The organism is Haemophilus influenzae (assembly GCF_900475755.1).
Lineage (GTDB): Bacteria > Pseudomonadota > Gammaproteobacteria > Enterobacterales > Pasteurellaceae > Haemophilus > Haemophilus influenzae_D.
Window position 1 is genome coordinate 1,259,414 of record NZ_LS483411.1, and the last position, 21,827, is coordinate 1,281,240.

At 35.4% G+C, this 21,827-nt stretch carries 22 protein-coding genes and 3 pseudogenes; 17 read left to right on the plus strand and 8 right to left on the minus strand.

Annotation, left to right across the window (positions count from 1 at the left end; genetic code table 11):
• Positions 1 to 6 precede the first annotated feature (6 nt).
• The 3 genes from folE to bioD all read left to right on the plus strand — a co-directional run bounded on the left by folE (position 7) and on the right by bioD (position 1,819).
• Positions 7 to 663 carry a GTP cyclohydrolase I FolE gene (gene folE / locus DQN24_RS06235; protein ID WP_105891347.1) on the plus strand — a complete coding sequence of 219 codons (657 nt, stop codon included), beginning with the start codon at positions 7 to 9 and terminating at the stop codon, positions 661 to 663.
• A gap of 60 nt (positions 664 to 723) precedes the next feature.
• Positions 724 to 990, plus strand: coding sequence for a YcgL domain-containing protein (locus tag DQN24_RS06240; protein WP_041175415.1), 267 nt, complete (start codon positions 724 to 726; stop codon positions 988 to 990).
• 100 nt (positions 991 to 1,090) lie between these two features.
• On the plus strand, positions 1,091 to 1,819 hold the full coding sequence (gene bioD, locus DQN24_RS06245) for a dethiobiotin synthase (RefSeq protein ID WP_021035251.1): 729 nt from the start codon (positions 1,091 to 1,093) through the stop codon (positions 1,817 to 1,819).
• Positions 1,820 to 1,907: 88 nt separating this feature from the next.
• On the opposite strand, the gene metF is transcribed toward bioD, so the two are convergent.
• Positions 1,908 to 2,786 (minus strand): methylenetetrahydrofolate reductase, encoded by an 879-nt coding sequence (metF, locus tag DQN24_RS06250; RefSeq protein ID WP_050847610.1) that lies wholly within the window; start codon positions 2,784 to 2,786, stop codon positions 1,908 to 1,910.
• Positions 2,787 to 3,250: 464 nt separating this feature from the next.
• Between metF and rplM the strand changes: the two genes are divergently transcribed.
• The 4 genes from rplM to DQN24_RS06270 all read left to right on the plus strand — a co-directional run bounded on the left by rplM (position 3,251) and on the right by DQN24_RS06270 (position 5,360).
• Positions 3,251 to 3,679, plus strand: a complete 429-nt coding sequence (gene rplM / locus DQN24_RS06255; protein WP_005628896.1) for a 50S ribosomal protein L13 — start codon at positions 3,251 to 3,253, stop codon at positions 3,677 to 3,679.
• 16 nt (positions 3,680 to 3,695) lie between these two features.
• Positions 3,696 to 4,088: a 30S ribosomal protein S9 gene (rpsI, locus tag DQN24_RS06260; RefSeq protein WP_005631594.1), complete on the plus strand. Its 393-nt coding sequence runs from the start codon at positions 3,696 to 3,698 to the stop codon at positions 4,086 to 4,088.
• Positions 4,089 to 4,269: 181 nt separating this feature from the next.
• Positions 4,270 to 4,908: a stringent starvation protein SspA gene (gene sspA / locus DQN24_RS06265; RefSeq protein ID WP_005688426.1), complete on the plus strand. Its 639-nt coding sequence runs from the start codon at positions 4,270 to 4,272 to the stop codon at positions 4,906 to 4,908.
• Positions 4,908 to 5,360, plus strand: a complete 453-nt coding sequence (locus tag DQN24_RS06270) for a ClpXP protease specificity-enhancing factor (RefSeq protein ID WP_050847611.1) — start codon at positions 4,908 to 4,910, stop codon at positions 5,358 to 5,360. The genes sspA and DQN24_RS06270 overlap by 1 nt, the downstream gene beginning before the upstream one ends.
• A gap of 35 nt (positions 5,361 to 5,395) precedes the next feature.
• Here DQN24_RS06270 and dxs read toward each other — a convergent pair whose 3' ends face one another.
• The 3 genes from dxs to xseB are packed head-to-tail and all read right to left on the minus strand — an operon-like array spanning position 5,396 to position 8,459.
• Complete coding sequence (gene dxs / locus DQN24_RS06275) at positions 5,396 to 7,273, minus strand: 1-deoxy-D-xylulose-5-phosphate synthase (protein WP_111695549.1); 1,878 nt, start codon at positions 7,271 to 7,273, stop codon at positions 5,396 to 5,398.
• Positions 7,274 to 7,314: 41 nt separating this feature from the next.
• Positions 7,315 to 8,205: a (2E,6E)-farnesyl diphosphate synthase gene (gene ispA / locus DQN24_RS06280; protein ID WP_050949159.1), complete on the minus strand. Its 891-nt coding sequence runs from the start codon at positions 8,203 to 8,205 to the stop codon at positions 7,315 to 7,317.
• Positions 8,205 to 8,459 carry an exodeoxyribonuclease VII small subunit gene (xseB, locus tag DQN24_RS06285; protein WP_005656614.1) on the minus strand — a complete coding sequence of 85 codons (255 nt, stop codon included), beginning with the start codon at positions 8,457 to 8,459 and terminating at the stop codon, positions 8,205 to 8,207. The genes ispA and xseB overlap by 1 nt, the downstream gene beginning before the upstream one ends.
• Before the next feature lie 158 nt (positions 8,460 to 8,617).
• Here xseB and thiI point away from each other — a divergent pair, with 158 nt between their 5' ends.
• The 5 genes from thiI to cspD all read left to right on the plus strand — a co-directional run bounded on the left by thiI (position 8,618) and on the right by cspD (position 11,639).
• A complete protein-coding gene (gene thiI, locus DQN24_RS06290; protein WP_111695550.1) occupies positions 8,618 to 10,075 on the plus strand; it encodes a tRNA uracil 4-sulfurtransferase ThiI in 1,458 nt (485 codons plus the stop codon).
• Positions 10,076 to 10,089: 14 nt separating this feature from the next.
• Positions 10,090 to 10,410 (plus strand): YqcC family protein, encoded by a 321-nt coding sequence (locus DQN24_RS06295; protein WP_111695551.1) that lies wholly within the window; start codon positions 10,090 to 10,092, stop codon positions 10,408 to 10,410.
• A complete protein-coding gene (gene truC, locus DQN24_RS06300; RefSeq protein ID WP_111695552.1) occupies positions 10,404 to 11,123 on the plus strand; it encodes a tRNA pseudouridine(65) synthase TruC in 720 nt (239 codons plus the stop codon). The genes DQN24_RS06295 and truC overlap by 7 nt, the downstream gene beginning before the upstream one ends.
• Positions 11,116 to 11,274: a YoaH family protein gene (locus DQN24_RS06305; protein WP_005688434.1), complete on the plus strand. Its 159-nt coding sequence runs from the start codon at positions 11,116 to 11,118 to the stop codon at positions 11,272 to 11,274. The genes truC and DQN24_RS06305 overlap by 8 nt, the downstream gene beginning before the upstream one ends.
• 146 nt (positions 11,275 to 11,420) lie before the next feature.
• Positions 11,421 to 11,639, plus strand: a complete 219-nt coding sequence (gene cspD / locus DQN24_RS06310) for a cold shock domain-containing protein CspD (protein WP_021035241.1) — start codon at positions 11,421 to 11,423, stop codon at positions 11,637 to 11,639.
• 64 nt (positions 11,640 to 11,703) lie between these two features.
• On the opposite strand, the gene matP is transcribed toward cspD, so the two are convergent.
• The gene (gene matP, locus DQN24_RS06315; protein WP_005628871.1) at positions 11,704 to 12,150 is read right to left on the minus strand and encodes a macrodomain Ter protein MatP; all 447 of its coding nucleotides are present in this window, start codon (positions 12,148 to 12,150) and stop codon (positions 11,704 to 11,706) included.
• Between the two features lie 126 nt (positions 12,151 to 12,276).
• Between matP and DQN24_RS06320 the strand changes: the two genes are divergently transcribed.
• The 5 genes and pseudogenes from DQN24_RS06320 to rpsO all read left to right on the plus strand — a co-directional run bounded on the left by DQN24_RS06320 (position 12,277) and on the right by rpsO (position 16,194).
• Positions 12,277 to 14,052 carry an AAA family ATPase gene (locus DQN24_RS06320; RefSeq protein WP_172453980.1) on the plus strand — a complete coding sequence of 592 codons (1,776 nt, stop codon included), beginning with the start codon at positions 12,277 to 12,279 and terminating at the stop codon, positions 14,050 to 14,052.
• A 168-nt stretch (positions 14,053 to 14,220) separates the two neighbouring features.
• Positions 14,221 to 14,754, plus strand: a complete 534-nt coding sequence (gene fabA, locus DQN24_RS06325; RefSeq protein ID WP_005652828.1) for a bifunctional 3-hydroxydecanoyl-ACP dehydratase/trans-2-decenoyl-ACP isomerase — start codon at positions 14,221 to 14,223, stop codon at positions 14,752 to 14,754.
• 176 nt (positions 14,755 to 14,930) lie between these two features.
• Positions 14,931 to 15,658: pseudogene (locus DQN24_RS06330) on the plus strand (hypothetical protein).
• Positions 15,658 to 15,789 (plus strand): hypothetical protein, encoded by a 132-nt coding sequence (locus DQN24_RS09205; protein WP_005689651.1) that lies wholly within the window; start codon positions 15,658 to 15,660, stop codon positions 15,787 to 15,789. Before DQN24_RS06330 ends, DQN24_RS09205 begins: the two are co-directional and overlap by 1 nt.
• Positions 15,790 to 15,924: 135 nt before the next feature.
• Positions 15,925 to 16,194: a 30S ribosomal protein S15 gene (gene rpsO / locus DQN24_RS06340; protein ID WP_021035236.1), complete on the plus strand. Its 270-nt coding sequence runs from the start codon at positions 15,925 to 15,927 to the stop codon at positions 16,192 to 16,194.
• Between the two features lie 113 nt (positions 16,195 to 16,307).
• On the opposite strand, the pseudogene DQN24_RS06345 reads toward rpsO, so the two are convergent.
• The 3 genes and pseudogenes from DQN24_RS06345 to dacB form a co-directional block, all read right to left on the minus strand.
• A pseudogene (locus DQN24_RS06345) lies at positions 16,308 to 18,088 on the minus strand (ABC transporter ATP-binding protein/permease).
• 57 nt (positions 18,089 to 18,145) lie between these two features.
• Positions 18,146 to 20,119: pseudogene (locus tag DQN24_RS06350) on the minus strand (TonB-dependent siderophore receptor).
• Between the two features lie 207 nt (positions 20,120 to 20,326).
• Positions 20,327 to 21,766: a serine-type D-Ala-D-Ala carboxypeptidase gene (gene dacB / locus DQN24_RS06355; protein ID WP_021035235.1), complete on the minus strand. Its 1,440-nt coding sequence runs from the start codon at positions 21,764 to 21,766 to the stop codon at positions 20,327 to 20,329.
• Between the last annotated feature and the right edge of the window lie 61 nt (positions 21,767 to 21,827).

A 21,827-nucleotide genomic window follows, 5' to 3' on the forward strand; every position in this document is an offset into this window, starting at 1 on the left:
ACGATGATGAATAAAATTTCACTGGATGCGCAGAATGTAAGAAATGCCTTGATTGAGAAAGGCATTGAAACACCAATGATTGATCCAACACAGGCTAAAAATGAACGCCGAGAAAACATTGCAAAACATATGAATGAAGTGATGAAGCTGATTGGATTAGATTTGCGAGATGATAGTTTAGAAGAAACGCCAAATCGTTTAGCTAAAATGTTTATTGATGAGATTTTCAGTGGAATGGATTATGCCAATTTTCCAAAGATGACAAAAATCAAAAATCAAATGAAAGTCAGCGAAATGGTGCAAGTGAATGACATCACGCTAACAAGCACTTGTGAACATCATTTTGTGACGATTGATGGTAAAGTTTGTGTGGCGTACTATCCAAAAGATTGGGTGATTGGTCTTTCTAAAATTAATCGAATTGTCTCGTTTTTTGCGCAACGTCCACAGGTTCAAGAACGCTTAACCGAGCAACTTTTGACAGCATTCCAAACCATTCTTGAAACCGATGATGTGGCGGTATATGTGAAAGCGACCCATTTTTGCGTGAAAGCGCGTGGTATTAGAGATACAAATAGTTATACTGTCACATCTGCTTATGGTGGCGTATTTTTAGAAGATAGAGATACTCGTAAAGAATTTTTAGCCACAGTTCAAAAATAGGAAATGATAAATTGTAATCCGCACGTAAAATGTGCGGATTTTTATTTCGGGAAATTAAATATGCTATGTGCCATTTATAAAAGTAAAAAGAAGTTAGGAAGTTACCTTTATGTTGCTAATAGAGAGGATTTTTCTTCAGTTCCCAGCGTTTTACTCGAACATTTTGGTAAACCAGAATTAGTAATGATGTTTAATCTGCTTGGGCGTAAAGCATTACACAATGTAGATTGTAATGAAGTATTAGAAACAATTAAACTCCAAGGATTTTATTTACAAATGACAAAACAAGATGATGGTTTATTTAATAGCTTGAGTGAGATCAAATAATTTGTCTATTTCTAAGATAAAAAAGTGAAAATTTGCGTTATCTCAAATTATTAAATAAAAAATTCCTTTAAAATCCACCGCACTTTTTAAAGGAGAAAAAATGAGTAGTTTTTTTGTCGCAGGGACAGATACGAATGTAGGGAAAACAACAGCAGCACGCGCAATGATTCAAGCCTTGCAAGGGCAGGGCGTGCAAGTTGTCGGCTATAAACCCATTGCTTGTTGTGGAGAAGAGAGTATTTATCCTGTTGCTCAGTCAGAAAATACATCTGATTATGATAATTTTGTAAATGCTGATGTATTAACGCTGATGAATTCAACAAAAGAAAATGTGTCTTATCAGGATATTAATAGCTATACTTTTAGTCACTGTGCACCAATGCTCACACAAGATAAAATGCGGATTAAATTAGATAAAATTAATTGTGATTTAACGCGTTTGAATCAAACTTATCAATCTGTTGTGGTGGAAGGATCTTTTGGTTTAATGACACCAATGGCAGAAGGAAAAAGTTTTGCAGATTGGATTACTCAACGAAAAATGCCAGTAGTTCTTGTAGTTGGAATTAAAGATGGTTGCGTAAATCACGCTTTATTAACGGTAAAGGTTATCCAACAGTTAGGTGTACCTTTATTAGGTTGGATAGCGAATCGAATTAATCCATTATTAAGCCATTATGCAGAAATTGTTGATTTGCTTGTTGAACATATTGATGCGCCGCTTTTAGGTAAAATTCCTTATTTACATAAACCCGAAGAACAAGAATTAGGGCATTATTTAACGAATATAGATCGATTAATGTATATGCAAGCTGAATTAGTAAAATAACGAAGTGCGGTTGAATTTTTTTAGTTTTGTATAAGGGCGAAATATCGCCCTTATTTTGTGTTTGAAAAGAAATATATTATTGTGATAATTAAGGTCTTACACCTAACATATGACAGATAGCATAAGTTAATTCACTACGATTTAACGTATAAAAGTGGAAATCATTTACGCCTTCACGAGATAAAATTTTTACCATATCCATTGCAACACTTGCTGCTACAAGATTACGTGTAGTTGGATCATCATCCAAACCATCATAGGCTTTAACTAACCACGCTGGAATTTTCACATTAGTGAATGATGCCATTTTTTGGAGTTGTTTAAAATTAGTAACAGGTAAAATACCGGGTACGATTTCAGTATCAATACCAATTGATGCACAACGATCACGAAAACGTAGGTAGTTTTCAATATCAAAGAAAAATTGTGTAATGACGTGGTTTGCACCTGCATCAATTTTGCGTTTTAAATTAATCAAGTCTGCTTGTGCGGATTTTGCTTCTGGATGAACTTCAGGATAAGCGGCTACAGAAATATCAAAATCAGCGACAGAACGGAGTAATTCCACAAGATTTGACGCATAAAATGGTTTTTTCGCGTAACCTTTAGGTTCGTCACCGCGTAACGCAACAATACGGCGAATACCACTATCCCAATAATCTCTCGCAATTTGTTTTAATTCTTCAGGTGTAGCATCAATTCCAGTTAAATGTGGTGCGGCTTCTAAGCCAGTTTCTTGTTTAATGGCTTTCACAATGCCGTGAGTGCGGTCACGTTCTCCCGAATTTGCGCCGTAAGTGACTGACACAAATTTAGGCTTTAAGACTTTTAAACGATGAATGGAATCCCATAGAAGGGTTTCCATTTTTTCGTTTTTAGGTGGAAAAAATTCAAAGGAGACATTAATTTTTTTATTAAAATCTGCAATATGTTGATTTAATGTATCAATTTCTTTCGCGTAGCTCATAAGGCTTCCTTTAGGATTCTAAAATAGTATTTGTACAATAAAATAGGTTTTAATATGAGTCAATTTCAATTTATTCATTAAAAGTATGATTATTATTAATAATTCAATAAATGGATAATGATTGTTCGATAATAACTAATTTTTAGATCAAAACGTACTCAAAACTACCGCACTTTTGTTAGCAATGATTTATCCCATTTTACAACGAAAAAGAAAGTGCGGTAATTTTTTTGTGTATTTTTATAGAAAGATAAATGCGTGTTAAATAAATATAATAGATTTATTTTTTAGCGCAAAAAATTAGCATTTTATGAAAAAACGAGTATAATACGCCGACCCTGTAAATGTGCGAATTCCCATCGTGCATTATTTTATCGAGATCGCACTCGAAGGGGTGATGATTAAGATTAATGGTTGTGTTCATAAGAACACTGGGTATCAAACTAATTTTTGGTAATTAATTAATGAAAACTTTTGTAGCAAAACCAGAAACGGTTAAACGCGACTGGTACGTAGTAGATGCGACAGGTAAAACTTTAGGTCGTTTAGCGACTGAATTAGCACGTCGTCTTCGTGGTAAACACAAGGCTGAGTACACTCCACACGTAGATACTGGTGATTACATCATCGTTATCAACGCAGACAAAGTGGCAGTAACTGGTCGTAAAGAAACAGATAAACTTTACTACTGGCACACTGGCTATGTAGGTGGTATTAAACAAGCGACTTTCAAAGAAATGATCGCTCGCCGTCCTGAAGCAGTGATTGAAATTGCGGTTAAAGGTATGTTGCCAAAAGGTCCATTAGGCCGTGCAATGTTCCGTAAATTAAAAGTGTACGCAGGTGCTGAACACCAACACGCTGCACAACAACCACAAGTATTAGATATTTAATCACGAGGTTTAGAAAATGGCAGAGAATCAAAACTACGGCACAGGTCGCCGCAAAAGCTCTTCAGCTCGTGTATTTATCAAACCGGGCAGTGGTAAAATCACTATCAACCAACGTGAATTAGATGTTTACTTTGGTCGCGAAACAGCGCGTATGGTAGTACGTCAGCCATTAGAGTTGGTTGAATTAACTGATAAATTAGATCTATACATCACAGTTAAAGGTGGTGGTATTTCTGGTCAAGCGGGTGCAATCCGTCACGGTATCACTCGTGCATTGATGGAATACGATGAAACATTACGCCCAGCACTTCGTGCAGCTGGTTTCGTTACTCGTGACGCACGTCGCGTAGAACGTAAAAAAGTGGGTTTACACAAAGCACGTCGTCGTCCACAATACTCAAAACGTTAATTTTTATTTTCGTTTCGAAAAAGAAAAGCAGAGAGAAATCTCTGCTTTTTTATTATTTGAGTTACTCTAACTTATTGATTATAAAACAATAAAAAAGATTATATTGGCAAATAGGTAATGCTTTATGGTAGAATATTGCCCCTTAAAAACCTAGAATATTTTTGGATCTTCGGAGGAATAAATGTCCAGCGCATCAAATAAACGTTCAGTAATGACCCTTTTTTCAAATAAAGATGATATTTATTGCCATCAGGTAAAAATTGTTTTGGCTGAAAAAGGTGTGCTTTATGAAAACGCAGAGGTTGATTTGCAAGCACTACCAGAAGATTTAATGGAATTAAATCCATACGGCACTGTGCCTACGTTGGTTGATCGTGATCTCGTATTATTTAATTCACGCATCATAATGGAATATCTTGATGAACGTTTTCCACATCCTCCATTAATGCAAGTGTATCCTGTTTCTCGTGCTAAAGATCGACTTTTAATGTTACGTATTGAACAAGATTGGTATCCAACCCTTGCAAAAGCAGAAAACGGTACAGAAAAAGAAAAAATTTCAGCATTAAAACAGTTAAAAGAAGAATTATTAGGGATTGCACCAATTTTTCAACAGATGCCTTATTTTATGAATGAAGAATTTGGTTTGGTTGATTGCTATGTTGCACCATTATTATGGAAATTAAAACATTTAGGTGTGGAATTTACAGGCACAGGAAGTAAAGCGATTAAAGCTTATATGGAACGCGTGTTTACACGCGATTCTTTTTTACAATCTGTAGGGGAAGCTGCACCAAAAAATTTAATGGATGATAAATAATGGAACATAAATCTTCTCCTAAACGTCCTTATTTATTACGCGCCTATTATGATTGGCTAGTAGATAATAGTTTCACGCCTTATTTAGTTGTTGATGCGACTTACTTGGGCGTGAATGTTCCTGTGGAATATGTAAAAGATGGACAGATTGTATTGAACTTGTCTTCTAATGCTACGGGCAATTTACAACTTACAAATGATTTCATCCAGTTTAATGCCCGATTTAAAGGTGTCTCTCGTGAATTGTATATTCCAATGGGCGCAGCGCTTGCGATTTATGCTCGTGAAAATGGTGATGGCGTGATGTTTGAACCTGAGGAAATTTATGATGAACTTAACATCGAGCCAGATACTGAACAACCAACAGGTTTTTATGAAGCAGTAGATAAGCCTAAAAAACGAGAAGAAAAAAAGAAAACAAAATCAGTTTCCCATTTAAGAATTGTGGATTAAGAAAAAACGCGATGAAATTATCATCGCGTTTATTTTTATAAATTGTCCTGTTTTGCAATAAAGTTGATAATTTTTTCTTCAATGCCTTTTGTATCCAATCCTAAATCTTCCAATGCTTCTTGCTGTGTCGCTTGGGGAATAAAATAATCTGGTAAACCAAGTTGTAAAAGTGCGGTTGATTTTCCTGATGAATTTAGTACTTCTGCCACAGCTGATCCCGCTCCACCTTGAATTGCATTTTCTTCTAATGTGACTAAATAATCGTGAGTTTTAGCAAGCACATTAATCATTTCAATATCAATCGGTTTTACAAAACGCATATCGACAACTGTTGCATTGAGTTTTTCTGATGCTTCTAACGCAGATGGTAACAGGGTACCAAAGTTTAAAATCGCAATTTTTTGACCCTCTCGAATTAAACGTGATTTACCGATAGGTAGCATTTCCAAAGGAGTAAGTTTTACACCAACGGCATTTCCGCGAGGATAACGCACTGCCGCTGGTTTGCCACATTGATAACCTGTATAGAGCATTTGACGGCATTCATTTTCATCACTTGGCGTCATAATGATCATATTTGGAATGCAACGCATAAAGCTAATATCAAATGCACCTTGATGTGTCGCTCCATCTGCGCCAACTATTCCCGCTCGATCAATCGCAAATAATACAGGGAGATTTTGAATGGCAACATCGTGAATTAATTGATCGTAAGCACGTTGTAAAAATGTCGAGTAAATTGCGACAACAGGTTTGTATCCGCCAATTGCAAGTCCTGTAGCAAAAGTGACAGCGTGCTGTTCTGCAATTGCTACGTCAAAATATTGTTTTGGGAAGCGTTGGGAAAATTCTACCATACCTGAACCCTCACGCATTGCAGGTGTGATACCAATAATTTTGGCATCTTTTTCTGCCATTTCGCATAGCCAATCGCCAAAAATTTTCGAATAAGTTGGTTTACTATTGTTTTTGGGTAATTCGCCACTGATTGGGTCAAATTTTGGTACGCCGTGGAAACCAATCGGATCTTTTTCTGCAGGCGCATATCCTTTACCTTTTTTTGTTTTTATATGTAAAAATTGCGGGCCTTTCAGATTACGCATATTCGTAAGTGTTGCCACTAATTCCTCAATGTTATGCCCGTCCACTGGGCCAATATAATTAAAACCGAGTTCTTCAAATAATGTACTTTCTGGCGAGAACATTACACCTTTCATATGTTCTTCGGTTTTTTTCATAAAGTTTTTGATTGGAGGAACTTTATCAAGGATTTTTTTACTGCCATCACGAAGTGTAGAGTAGAGAGAGCCAGAGAAAATACGCGCAAGATGATTATTTAATGCGCCAACGTTTTCTGAAATAGACATTTCGTTATCATTTAAAATAACTAACATATCTGTATGCAATGCCCCTGCGTGATTTAATGCCTCAAATGCCATTCCCGCCGTAATTGAGCCGTCACCGATGACACATACTGTTTTTCTACTTGCATTTTCTCGTTCTGCAGCGACTGCAATACCTAATCCCGCACTAATAGACGTGGAGGAGTGACCAACACTTAATACATCAAATTCACTTTCTTCACGCCAAGGGAAAGGATGAATACCGCCTTTTTGACGAATTGTGGACATCTGCTCTCGGCGACCCGTTAAAATTTTATGTGGATAAGCTTGATGTCCAACATCCCAAATTAACTGATCAAATGGTGTTTTATACACATAATGTAGTGCAACAGTCAGTTCCACCGTGCCTAAACCTGATGCTAAATGCCCGCTAGTTTGACTAACTGATTCTAAAAGATAAGCACGTAATTCTTGGCAGAGTTGTGGTAGCTGGTCTTTATTTAAAAGACGTAAATCTTCTGGAGAATTAATTAAAGATAAAAGAGGATAATTGTTCATATTGTTAGTCATTTTAAAAACGTTATAAATTTTGACCGCACTTTTGTGAGTGTTTAACTTTTTCTGGTAATAATGAATTCAGCTAATGCACGAAGTGCGGTCGTATTAAAAGGAATTTTTTCTAATTCAGACAAAGCACTTTGATATAGATCTTGTGCTTTTTGTTTTGCGCCACTTAACCCAAGTAATTTTGGATATGTACTTTTATCTAAATCAAGATCGGCGCCGACTTGTTTGCCAATTTCTGCACTATCGCCTTCAATATCTAAAATATCATCTTGAACTTGAAAGGCTAAGCCAATGGCTTCCGCATATTGTGTTAAGGATTGTTCTAACTTTTTGTCGGTAAAATGCGGAGAACAAATGAAACCTAATTTCAATGCGGCAATTAGCAACGCGCCCGTTTTGTTACGATGGATTAATTCTAATTCGCTTAAACTAATTTGTTTATGTTCAGAAATAAGATCTAAACTTTGCCCTAAGCACATTCCTTGTACGCCTGAGCCTTGAGCTAAAATTTGAACTAAAGCCAGTTTTTGTTCAGCAGAAATATTCGGAGTTTTGGTTAATATTTCAAATGCGAAACTTTGTAGTGCATCGCCCGCAAGAATAGCTGTAGCTTCATCAAATTGGATATGACAAGTAGGATGTCCACGACGTAGATTGTCATCGTCCATCGCAGGTAAATCATCGTGAATTAAGGAATAGGCGTGAATGGCTTCAATGGCAGCAGCAGCGTAATCTAAGGTTTGTTTCTCTGCGCCAAGCATTTGACCAGTTGCGTAAACCAAAAAAGGTCTAACTCGTTTACCACCAAGTAATAATGCGTATTTCATCGCGTCAAGCAAAGGTGCATTATGACTTTCAATGCCCTCAAATTGAGCTTCTAAAAAGTGATTAATACGATTTTGAACCTGTTGTAATTCTTCAGAAAAGTGACCCATTAAGCATTCCCTTCATAATCATTCCCTTTATAATCATTCAGTGGAGCATCTTCTGTTTTTTGCAATAAGATCTGAATGCGTTGTTCTGCTTGTTGTAAACGTTCTTGTCCTAACTTAGCGAGTTGCACACCTTGTTCAAATTCTTTTAATGCTTCTTCTAACGGTAGATCGCCATTTTCTAAATGTGTAACAATATTTTCTAACTGCGCTAACGTTGTTTCAAAATCTTGTGAAGATGCAGGTTTACGCGCCATTTAATCGTCCTTTTTCACGGTAAAAATTGCTTGTCATTGTACTGTATTTTACTTGAGTTGTTAAAAAATTATTTCAAGCTAGGACCAGTGGACTTTTCACTATCTTTGCGTAAAATACTCGCCACTTTAAATACCCAAGAAATACCTAAGCTATTTATATGAAATTTATCGTTAAACTTTTTCCTGAAATTATGATTAAGAGCGAAACTGTGCGTAAACGTTTCGCAAAAATTTTAACTTCTAATATCCGCAATATTTTACAGAAATATGATGAAGAAACTGCAGTTGTACGTCACTGGGATTACATTGAAGTGCGGTCAAAAAATGAAGAAAATCGTGAAGAATTAATCGCCTTGTTACAACGTATTCCTGGTATTCATCATTTTTTAGAAGTTGAAGAAAAACCGTTTACCGATTTACATCATATTTTTGAATTGACGCTTGCTGATGTTGCGCAACAACTTCAAGGCAAAACCTTTTGCGTTCGAGTAAAACGTAAGGGAAAACATAAATTTAGTTCGATTGAAGCAGAACGTTATATCGGCGGTGGATTAAATCAACATATTGAAAGCGCAAAAGTACGGTTGAAAAATCCAGATGTGACTGTTCGTATTGATATTGAAGATGACAAAATGATGTTAGTTAAAGCACGCCACGCAGGGATTGGCGGTTATCCAATTGGGACGCAAGAGGATGTGCTTTCTTTGATTTCGGGGGGATTTGATTCTGGCGTATCAAGTTATATGTTGATTCGTCGTGGTTCTCGAGTTCATTATTGTTTCTTTAATCTTGGCGGTGCAGCCCATGAAATTGGCGTAAAGCAAATGGCTTATCATATTTGGCAACGCTATAGCGCTTCACATAAAGTACGCTTTATTGCGATTAACTTTGAGGGGGTTGTCGGTGAGATTTTAGAGAAAGTCGATAATGGCCAAATGGGGGTTGTATTAAAACGGATGATGGTGCGAGCAGCAAGTAAAGTCGCTCAACGTTTTAATATTGAAGCGATTGTGACAGGGGAGGCATTAGGACAAGTTTCCAGCCAAACTTTGACCAATTTACGCTTGATTGATGAAGCTGCTGATGCCTTAGTATTACGCCCGTTAATTACGCACGATAAAGAACAAATTATCGCGATGGCGAAAGAAATTGGCACTGACGATATTGCAAAATCTATGCCTGAATTTTGTGGTGTGATTTCAAAAAATCCTACGATCAAAGCTGTTCGCGAGAAAATTGTTACAGAAGAAAGGTATTTTAATTTTGAGATTCTTGAAAGTGCGGTACAAAATGCGAAATATTTAGATATTCGCCAGATAGCAGAAGAAACAGAAAAAGAAGTCGTGGAAGTTGAGGCAATTTCTGTATTGGGAGAAAACGAGGTAATTCTAGATATTCGTAGCCCAGAAGAAACGGATGAAAATCCATTTAAATCGGATGCACATGAAGTCATTCAAATGCCGTTCTACAAACTTTCCTCTCAATTTGGTAGCCTTGATCAAAGTAAAAATTACGTGTTGTATTGTGAACGTGGTGTGATGAGCAAATTACAGGCCTTATATTTGAAAGAAAATGGTTTTTCAAATGTGCGTGTGTTTGCAAAAAAGATTCATTAATTAGGATATAAAATATGCGTAATCAAACTAAACAGCACCTTGAACAGCTTCAAATTACCATGCAGCAGCTTAATTTATGGCAAACGATGTCCCCTGCTGCAGAGGCGTTTTTAAGTGAAGAACCTTTTTCAATTGATACGATGTCTGCCGAAGAATGGCTACAGTGGATATTTATTCCGCGTATGTGGGCTTTATTAGAAAGTGGTTCAGCTTTGCCAAATAAAATTGCCATTTCGCCTTATATTGAAGAAGCAATGAAAGAATTTGATGAATTGCAAAAATTATTAGCCCCTTTGGTTGCTTTAGAGGCACTGCTGAACAAGAAAGAATGCTAGAAATTTTATATCAAGATGCGTTTCTAGTTGCGGTGAATAAGCCTGCTGGCATGTTGGTTCATCGCAGTTGGTTAGATCCTCATGAAACTCAATTTGTGATGCAAACTTTGCGAGATCAGATTGGTCAGCACGTATTTCCTATTCATCGTTTAGATCGACCGACATCTGGCGTGTTGTTATTTGCATTGAGCAGTGAAATTGCGAATTTAATGTGTGAACAGTTTGAACAAAAGTGCGTTCAGAAATCTTATTTAGCTGTAGTGCGAGGGTATCTACAGGGAAAAGAGCGGATAGATTATCCACTAAAAATCCAATTGGATAAAATCGCAGATAAATTTTCTCAAGAAAATAAAGGGTCTCAAGAAGCGATTACTGATTATGAAGGATTAAAAATAGTCGAAATGCCTTATCCTGCTGGGCGTTATCAAACAGCACGTTATTCTTTAGTTAAATTAATCCCTCATACAGGCAGAAAACACCAATTACGTCGCCATATGAAACATATTTTTCATCCGATTTTAGGGGATACACAATATGGTGACTTACATCAAAATCGTGCATTAATCTCACATTTAGGCTGTTCTCGATTATTTTTACATTCAGATAGTTTGTCTTTTATTCATCCGATAACCAAAGAACAAATCACTATCACAGCAGGGCTAGATGAACAATGGAAGAAACTAATTAATCAATTTGGATGGGAAAATGCTTGATATAAATCTAACACACGAACAGCAACAAAAGGCAGTTGAACAAATTCAAGAACTTATGGCAAAAGGAATTAGTAGCGGAGAAGCTATTCAAATAGTGGCGAAAGCACTACGAGAAATTCATAAAAATGATAAAAAAACTCCAGAAAATTAAATTTTTTGTGATCTACTTATCATTTTTGAATATTGCTCGTTGCATAACCGTTCAAAATATTTAAACATAACGGACCTATATTAGGTGATAAGGCGAGAGTCTTGTTGATTTATTGTTTTAATAGGCGAAGCCTAGAGAGGTCTTTTATGGAAATTGGTATTGTAAAATGGTTCAATAATGCAAAAGGATTTGGTTTCATTTCCGCAGAAGGTGTGGATGCCGATATTTTTGCACATTATTCAGTGATTGAAATGGACGGCTATCGTTCATTAAAAGCAGGTCAAAAGGTGCAATTTGAAGTTATCCACGGCGATAAAGGATCTCACGCCACAAAAATAATCCCAATTTTGGATACTCAAGAATAATAAATACCCTAAATTTTTTCTATTAATCCTAATTTAAAAGACAAGAATTGCAGCTTGTCTTTTTTTATTTTAATAAATTCTTTAAACTAGTTTTCATTGCTGCCATTTGATTTTCAAATTGTGCTTTGCTTTCTCTTTCGTCAATCATATAGGTAATTGTTTCCGAAAGTGTCATTTTCATTTTTCTAGAATATTTAGAAAGACGTAGCCACACCGCATATTCCAAATCAATGGATTTTTTCTTGGTATGTTGTTTTTCTCCATTAAAAAATCGTTTACGGCGAGCTCGAATGGCTTGATCAAGCTTAATTGGCAAGGCTGGGGAAAGATGGTTTTTAATCCATTCTTCAATTTTTTCTGGATAATTTTGGGATTCTAATAATTCTTGCGCTTTGGCTTCTTGCAAACTACGTTCTTCATAACGCGTGATATTTTCCCCTTCGCGATGTTTACGAATGAGGTAAATCCATTTCCAATTTGCTTCTTGATTTTCGAGTTTTTGGTATTTCATTTTTTATCATTGAGTGACGTGGTAACTGCATTAATATACGTGTTTTTATGCTGATTTTCTAGTGGATTTTCACAAGGCTATTAAATATGCGATAATGTGACCAATTTTTCTAGAAAGAGACCAGCCGTGAGTTCATCATTTTCTCAACAACAAGCTATGGAGCAATCCTTAAATTGGCAGGCATTGCAACCTGATTTAGCAATTCAAGATTTTCCTTTAGAACCAGTAGATTTTTGGGCGTTACAACCGAATGCCACACAGGCTATCGATTTATTTTTACGTCATCCAACACGTTCACTACTAATGATAAAAGTGGGCGAACCTGTTGAATATGCGGAGTTATTGCAAAATTTTATATCGCAAAACCATCATAAAGTGCGGTCAATTTTTGGTGTGAATTATGTGATAGAGCAGGGGGACTCTTTTTCTTTTCCGTATATTTATACTGAGCCTGCAAAATCTTTAGATGATAATTTTGCCAGTCAAGGAGAGGTATTAAGCGCATTGTATTGCGATCAATTCCAGCTTTTCGGTAGTTTTCGGCTTCATCCAAGTTCACAAGATATTCAATTAGTGCCAGGATTAGTGCATAAAGCTAATGGCGGAGTTTTGATTTTAAGTGCGACAACATTGTTATCTCAATTTGATTTGTGGGGGCGATTAAAACAGATTCTGCAAACCCAAACTTTTGATTGGTATTCAGCTCATCCATTTAAAAATTTACCTTGTGATATACCAGGCTATACGCTTAACTTAAAAGTGATTGTACTTGGTAATCGTACCGAATTAGCCACTTTGGCTGAGTTAGAAGAAAACCTTTATTCTTTCGCCGATTATGCTGAAATTGAAAGTTATGTTTCTGTGGCTGAAGTGGAAGAACAAAAAACTTGGGCTAGTTATGTGCTACAAATGGCTCAAGAGCAAAAAATTGAGCTAGATTTTTCGGCGTTAAATAAACTTTATCAATTATTAGTGCGTGAAAGTGAAGATCGTTTTTTAATTAATGCATCTCCTCTCAAATTAAAAGAAATCTTACAAGATGCTTCAACTTTTGCAGAAAAAATAGCATTAAGTGCGGAGGATTTTGAGGGCATTTTTCAACAAAAATTAGCACAATATGGTTTTTTAAAAGAACAAACCTATGCGGATATTTTAAACGAGCAAGTTTATGTCGAAACGCAAGGCGAAATTGTTGGACAAATTAATGGGCTTTCGGTAATTGAATATCCAGGTACACCAGTATGTTTCGGCGAACCTTCGCGTATTAGTTGTATTGTACAATTCGGTGAAGGGGAAGTGATTGATGTTGAAAGAAAAAATGAACTAGCGGGAAATATTCACGGTAAAGGTATGATGATTGCGCAGGCTTGCCTTTCCAATATCTTAGATTTGCCCTCGCAATTGCCATTTTCTGCATCATTGGTGTTTGAACAGTCTTATGGAGAAATTGATGGTGATAGTGCATCTTTGGCGATTTTCTGTGTGCTAGCAAGTGCTTTAGCCGATTTACCTTTGCCTCAACATATTGCAATTACAGGATCGATTGATCAATTTGGACTTGTTCATTCTGTGGGTGGTGTAAATGATAAAATTGAAGGCTTTTTTACTATTTGCCAACGTCGCGGTTTGACTGGAAAACAAGGTGTAATCATTCCAATGACAACAATCCAGCAACTGAGTTTATCTGATGAAGTGAAAAGTGCGGTAAAAAATGGCGAGTTTTTTATTTATCCTGTGGAAGATATTTATCAAGCTTGTGAATTGTTATTTGAGCGTGATTTGTTAGATGAGAACAAAGATTATACAGAAAAAACAGAGCCTTTATCTCGTCTTATTCAACGTCGTATTGAGGGGCGTGCCGATTCTGAACGAAAAAGTTTTTGGCGTTTTTTCCACTCCTAATAGAGAAAAGCGAGCATTTTTTCGCTTTTCTTTTTTTCTATAATTTCTAAGAGTGACTGCTCCGACAAGTTTTGCGAACAAGTGTTAGCTATTTACAGTTTGCTGCGTTCCTTTTAAAATACATATATCAGTTATAAACTGGATTTATCATATATAAAGGAATCTGAAATGCAAAACACTTGTACACTTAATAAAAAAAGTAGCTATTCTTATGATGATTTGCTCGCGTCAGGTCGCGGCGAATTATTTGGTAAAGAAGGGCCGCAATTACCCGCACCAACAATGTTGATGATGGATCGCATTGTTGAAATGAATGAAGAAACAGGTGCTTTCGGTAAAGGATACATTGAAGCCGAACTTGATATTAAGCCTGAATTGCCATTTTTTGGCTGCCATTTCATTGGCGATCCAGTAATGCCCGGTTGTTTAGGATTGGATGCGATGTGGCAGCTTGTTGGGTTTTATTTAGGCTGGATTGGTGGCAAAGGAAAAGGGCGAGCATTAGGGGTTGGCGAAGTGAAATTCACAGGGCAAATTTTGCCGACAGCGAAAAAAGTAGTTTACAGAATCCATATGAAACGAGTAATTAATCGTAAACTAGTTATGGGAATGGCTGATGGCGAAGTTGAAGTAGATGGTCGTGTTATTTATACCGCGACAGATTTAAAAGTAGGATTATTCCAAGATACTTCAGCATTTTAATTTTTCCTTATTAAATTGTAATAAATTCTTAAAATATCTATAATATTCCTGCTATTTTTTTAATTTTATTAGTGGTAAATAAAATTTATTTTAAAGTTTTTTAATAGACGTTATTATAGAAAATAATAAATTAATTTCTATTTAAACTATAAATAATATACTAAAGTAGTGGGAATATGATGGCAAATGATGATTTTCAAGAATATGTGAAGCAACTGGTAACAAAACATCGAGATGAACGAATTTATCCTTTTCAATATGAAGGAAAAAATATTGGTTGAAACAACCTGAAAAATTGAAAGGGATTTGGCTATTATTAAAACCCCATTCTAAAAAATCTTTTAAAAATGAATTATATACTTTATTGAAGCTTGCTGAACAAAATGCGCCAGTGCCAAAAGTCTCTTATTATAGTGATCATTTTTTTGTGTTGGAAAATGTGGGACTGACTGTATCACAATGGCTATGCAATAAAAATATAGATGAACAACAGAAATTTTTAATTATTTATGATGCTTGTCTCGCTTTGATTGATTTGCACGCTAAAAATTTGATGCACGGTCGTCCTGCTATTCGAGATATTACTTGGGATAAAGGAAAGGTTACTTTTCTTGATTTTGAATCTCGCTCAAATAGCCAAAATCAAATTTGGATAGTTATTCGGGATATGTTATTTTTCTTTGATAGTTTATGTCGAGAAGAAGATATTTCGGACACTTTTATTCAAAAAGTAGCATTATATTATCAAACACATTGTGAAGCGAAAAATTGGCAGAATATGATCGTATTTTTGCAGCGTTTTAGCTGGGTTTATTATCTTTTATTGCCTTTTAAACCTATTGCAAAGACAGATTTAATTGCGATTTATCGTTTATTTGAAATTTTATTGATAAAGAAAAAATGATGAAGAAAATATTTTTTATTTTTGCATTATCAGGCATATTAGCTGCTTGTACTGTGGGTGGTGTTAGTGCTGGTGGTGGAAGTAATGGTGTAGGATTAGGTGTGGGGATTGGATCTGGTATTCGCTTCTAATAATGAAAAGTGCGGTAAGTTTAATCTTTATCTTGCATTTGAACTTATTCATCGTTAGAATGCGAACTCCTTGTCATCGCTGAGTTAGAGATCGGCGAATGATGTATTTACAACACTACCTTTTAGGAGTAAAAAATGTCTCTAAGTACTGAAAAAAAAGCAGCAATCGTTGCTGAATTTGGTCGTGATGCGAAAGATACTGGTTCTTCTGAAGTTCAAATCGCATTATTAACTGCACAAATCAACCACTTACAAACTCACTTCACAGAGCACAAAAAAGACCACCATGGTCGTCGTGGTTTATTACGTATGGTTTCTCGTCGTCGTAAACTTTTAGACTACTTAAAACGTACTGATCTTGCTTTATACCAAAGCACTATCGCTCGTTTAGGTTTACGTCGCTAATTTTTATTACGATAGTAAAATCAAACCCTCGAATTTCGAGGGTTTTTTTATATTCTATCTTTATTTAAATACATTGAAATAAATAAAATATTTGATTTACATATTTTGCATAGCTATTTTCTTATTTTTCGTAGTAAACATACATTTAATTTGAGTTGTTTGTTATGAAATTGCTGTAACGTACTACGATGACCTACGCTGAGAATAATCATTTCGGGCAAACGCTCTTTAATTGTTTGGTAGAGTAAATGCTCCGTTGTTTCATCCAATGCGGAAGTTGTTTCATCAAGAAATACGACATCTGGTTTTGTGAGTAAAATACGAATAAACGCCACTCTTTGTAGTTCACCGGGCGATAAAATCGCTTGCCAGTCATTTTTTACATTAAGTGCTTGTATGTATTTTCCTAGCGCGCAATCCTTCATGGTTTGTTCCAATTCTGCGTGACTTGGATTGATATTTGGGTAACAAATCGCTTCTCGTAAAGTGCCTTGTGGCATATAAGGTCGTTGTGGCAAGAATAAACTTCCCATACAAGGATGCTCTGCAATGCCTATTGTTTCAAAGGGATAGATTCCTGCAATGGCTTTAGCAGTGATGTTTTTCCTGTTCCGGATGCACCTTGAATTAATAGGGCATCTCCATTTTCTAAATTTATATTCAAATTATTGAGTAATATGTTGCCTTGTTCATCTTTGATGCCAAAGTTTTTTAATGCGACTCTACGAGAACAATGAAAAGTATGATAAAAATTTTGCTTATCTAATTCATCCATTTTGGTTATAAATCCATAAAGACGATTTAATCGTGCTTGATAGAGTGTAAATTGTTCGTAAAATAATCGGAAAAATGAAAGTGCGGTCATTAATCGGTTAAATGCTTGGACTGTTTGATGCATGTCTCCCAGCTTTATTTGACCAGAAAAGAAACGTGATGCTTGTAACATTAAGGGCAATAATTTGGCAACGCGAGTAACCCCTGAGTTGAAACTATTTAAGCCCAACATTTTTAATACAATGGACCAACGATTATGAATAATTTGACGGAATTGATATTGTAAGAATGTTTGTTCTTTTGGCTCGCCATTATAAAAAGCAATGCTTTCTGCATTGTCTCGCACACGGATTAGAGAATAACGATAATCGCCATTGAGTTTTTCTTTTGTAAAATTTAGCTTAATTAGTGGGCGTCCAATCCACACGGACATAAATATTGCAAAAATGATAAAAGCATAAATGAAGAAAACGACGCCTTTTTCGATATTAAATCCAAATAAAGTTAATATGCCAGAAAGTGACCATAAAATAATCGTAAATTCAATGGTTGTGAGTACCGAGTTAATTATGCCTCGCACAATTTGTACAGTGCTGGTAATAAATTCTCTCGCATCTTGTTCAATACGTTGATCAATATTATCTGGCAAATCTCGTTTATATTTCAGTCGATAGTATTTTTTCTTATTTAACCAGCGTTTAATAAGTGTTGTATTAAGACTTTCTAACCAACGAATTTCAAAAACTTGTTGAAAGAAATAATCCGCAATAGTATGTATAACTTGTGCTGTTACAAGAAGAGCATTTAATTTTGCAAAGAACCAAAATTTCTCGATGTTTAACTCTTGCATTGAATATATAATCCATTGTAAAAAAATGAATTAAGCAGGCTAAATCTAACTTCCAACAATATCATTATAAATAGCACTAACAACATTAAAATTAGTTTAAGGCTTGTTTTTTTATTCATTGATGGTGACACGTGACACGATACACCAGAATTTTTTGCCGAAAGTAGTTTGTTTTAAGGCTAATATTGTGATGGTAAAGCATAATATTACCCAAAAAAGTGCGGTTAAAATCCAGTTTAAACTATTATAAAGTTCGGTTTGCCAGTTCATTAATTTTCCGTAAATAGAAAAAGGCGAAATCAGTTCGCCTTAATTTTTAATAATTCATCAAAATTCAATTTTAGTGTTTAATATCACTTCACGCGCATAGCCTAATGCAACAGGAATAAGTGTTCCGTTTGCATTTCCTGACGTTGATGGATAATAAACTTTATTCGATAAGTTTTTACCATTTAATTGGAAAGAAAGTTTTTTGCCTGAAATTTTTGTATCGTATGCAATGAACGCATCATAAACAACTGAATGTGGGAGCTTATATGCTTTTGTATAGGTGCTATTATAAGCATACCAAGAGCCTAAATAATGCGCACCACCAACACGAATATGGCCAAAGTCAAATTCGCCAATGTTATAGGCTAAGAATAATGAAGATTGATGTTTTGGTACACTTGAAAGTTGTTTACCAATAGCTAATTTATTATTGTGATTCTCTAAGGTTTTTACTTTTATGTAAGTATAGTTTACAGCAATACTTAAATTATCAGTAAGTTGCCCATTTATATCAAACTCAATGCCACGAGAACGCTGTTTTCCAACAATTTGTAGTTCATTTGTGTTATTAATATTAACTGTTTCTGCAACATTGCCTTTGTTTATATTAAATAAAGCCAAAGTTGCATTTAAATATGAATTATCATATTTTAAACCTGTTTCAAAAGATTTACCTTGCTCCGCAGGAAGTTCGCTATTAATAATAAGCGTTCTATTATTTTGTGGGCGGAATGATTCTGCACAGTTAAAAAATGTTGCAATTCTTGGGGTAAATTTATATACACTACCGAATTGATAGAGAAGTTTTCCGTCTGTTTGCGCTAAATATCCACTTCTAATATTATCTAATGTTGATCTTCCAATCACTTGATCAAAATATTCATAACGAAGTCCTCCTGTTATAATAAAGTTATCAGTAAAATAAGCAGAATCTTGAATATAAAGACCTAAAGTTTTTAAATGATTAAACTGGTAGGCATTTTTATTTGTATTTTTTTGAATAGCGATTGGATTTGTATAGATTGGATTATCAATATTTAAAGGTTTTCGTTCTGCTGACTTATTTGTATTGTAAATTGGACCAAGATCCATATTATTACGCATAATATCAACTCCAAATGCTAAGCGATTAGCTACATTTCCAATACCAAATTCTCCAACTAAATTTAATGTTCCACTATGAATGTGCTGACTGCCTTGTTGTTCAATATAACGTTGGGCAATTCTATTCGTTATATTTATGCTATTAATACGAGATTGGTTATAGAAATATTTATAACCTGAATAACTATAAGCAGCATTAATTTTCCATTGTTCATTTAGTTTATGTTCAATTTTAAAATCAATATTATCTGTTTTTGCAGTTGTTTCGTTATTGGGTTCATCTAAACGACGAGAAACAGGAATATCAGGTCATAAATAAAACGATATGCAAAGCCGTTGCTTAAACCGCCAGTGAAATCTAATTGAGTTCCCCAAAGATTATGGCTACCTAAAGAGCCAGCAATTAAATATTTTGGTGTTTGTTGTGGTTTTTTAGTCACAATATTGATTACGCCACCCGGATCTTGCACACCATAAAGCACAGAAGTAGGCCCTTTTAAGAGTTCAACAGTTTCAGTTGTAGCACTAAAATTTTTAGCAGGACCAACCTGTAAGCCATTACGCATAATTGAGTTATCTCGGTTGCCGCCAAAACCACGCTTTTGAATGGAATCAAACATTCCCCCTAAAGTATTTGCTTGACTTACGCCGCTTACATTATAAAGCGCATTAATAAGAGAATTCGGCTGACGATCTTGTAAAAGTTGTGTTGAAAGGACATTAACAGTATTTGGCGTATCAAATACGGGGACTTCAGCTTTAAAAACAGCAGATGTACCTGTTACTTGATAACCGTTTTGTTTAAGACCTGTATCTTGTAATTTGATCTAATGTTTTAGTATCAGAGTGCTGTGTTGTTTTTGCTATGGCAGAAACAGAAATACCCGCAAAAAGTGCGGTATAAACTAAGCTTAATTTAAAGTTCATACTGTGCTTCCCAAGGTTAAATCTAGGTTAAAAAAGAGTGGAGAGTATAAGAAAATATAGCAAGTTAATTAATAAAAATAATTATCATTTAATATTTTAATTGATGAATAGCATTGAGTAAAAAGAGATAAAAAAATACCACACTTTTTATGAACAAAGAACTTTTAATGAACAAAGAAAAGTGCGGTATTTTTAAGAAAGAATTTATCAATATTTATAGAGTTCGTTGTATAAGTTACGCTCAAATTGTACCAGTGGTGCACGTTTTGTTTTGCTTTCCAAATCGCCCGTTGAGTAGCCATTAATAAATTGTACAAATGCTACTTTTTCCCCTCTCGCGTTTGTCATAAAGCCAGCTAGGTTATAAACCCCTTTCAAAGAGCCAGTTTTAGCAATCACATTTTTCACTAATGGCGGTCTAATTAATCCGCCACGACCACTGATCGTGCCATCTACGCCTGCGATGGGAAAAGTTTCCATTAAATGTAATTTATCTTCGTTTTTGGCGATGTATTCTAAAACGGATAGCATTGTTTTAGGTGCCACAAGATTATGGCGAGACAGACCAGAGCCATCGGCTAAAATACTGTTACCAAAACGAATTCCTTGTTTTTGCAAGATGGATTTAACCGCCAATGTGCCTAATTGAAAGGAGGCGGGGCGTTTATAGTAATTGAATGCCACAGCTCGGAACAGTGAATCGGCAATCTGGTTATCGGATTTTTTCATCATTTTTTTCAATAAATCGGGTAATGGTTTTGATAAATGTTTCGCTAATAGCTGACCTTGTTGCGGTTTTTGGGGTAACAAGACTTTACCATTAAACTCAATACCTAATTGTCTTAATTGACGTTGAATAATCGCGGCAGCATAGGCATCTGTATCTTGCACGGCAAAGCTTAAGCCAAAAGGTTTAGATTGACGCGCTAAACATCCTTTTACTTGATAGCGATTATTATCGTGTACAACAACATCAAGGTGACAATAAGGGGCTTCATTGCTATCCACTACATAGACTTGTCCGAACACTTGAATTGGAAATTGTGCAGGCACATTGATTTTTACTGTTTCTCTGGGATTTTGATTGGCATCTAGTTCCGCATAGAAACAGTTGTTATCGATATTTGCCGCTGCAGGGGGAGAGTTGAAACACATTGTGAGATCGTTCCAAATCCAACCTAATCCTCGATCGTGACTGGAAAAAACAGAGGTATCTAATACTAAATCGCCATTAATTTTTTTGATGCCTTGTTTTTTTAATTCTGCAAGTAAGGTATAAAGCTGGCCACTTGTGAGATCAGGATCGCCTGTAAAACGCACGATTAAGTGACCCTCTAAATTGACATTTTGGATTTTTCCATTAGTTAAAAGTGCGGTCTCAAATTTGAATTGATCGCCTAACGCGAGTTTAGCAGCGACAGCTGTAAAAACTTTTTGTGTACTCGCAGGAAGCATAAAGGTTGAGCCATTATAATCCGCAATAATTTGATTTTGATTGATATTTTTAGCAATAACACCTGTGTTAGAGCCTTCAGGCAGTTTTTGTGTTAAATCTGAAACATTAATGTTTGCGAAAGTTGGCAGGCTAAAGCTTACGGAAAGTAAAAAGGAACCAAGTGCGGTGGAAATTGAAGATAATTTTTTCATATTAGGTTTGTTATGGTTGCTATTTTTTTTTAGACGAACAATAATAAGCCCCGAATGAAAT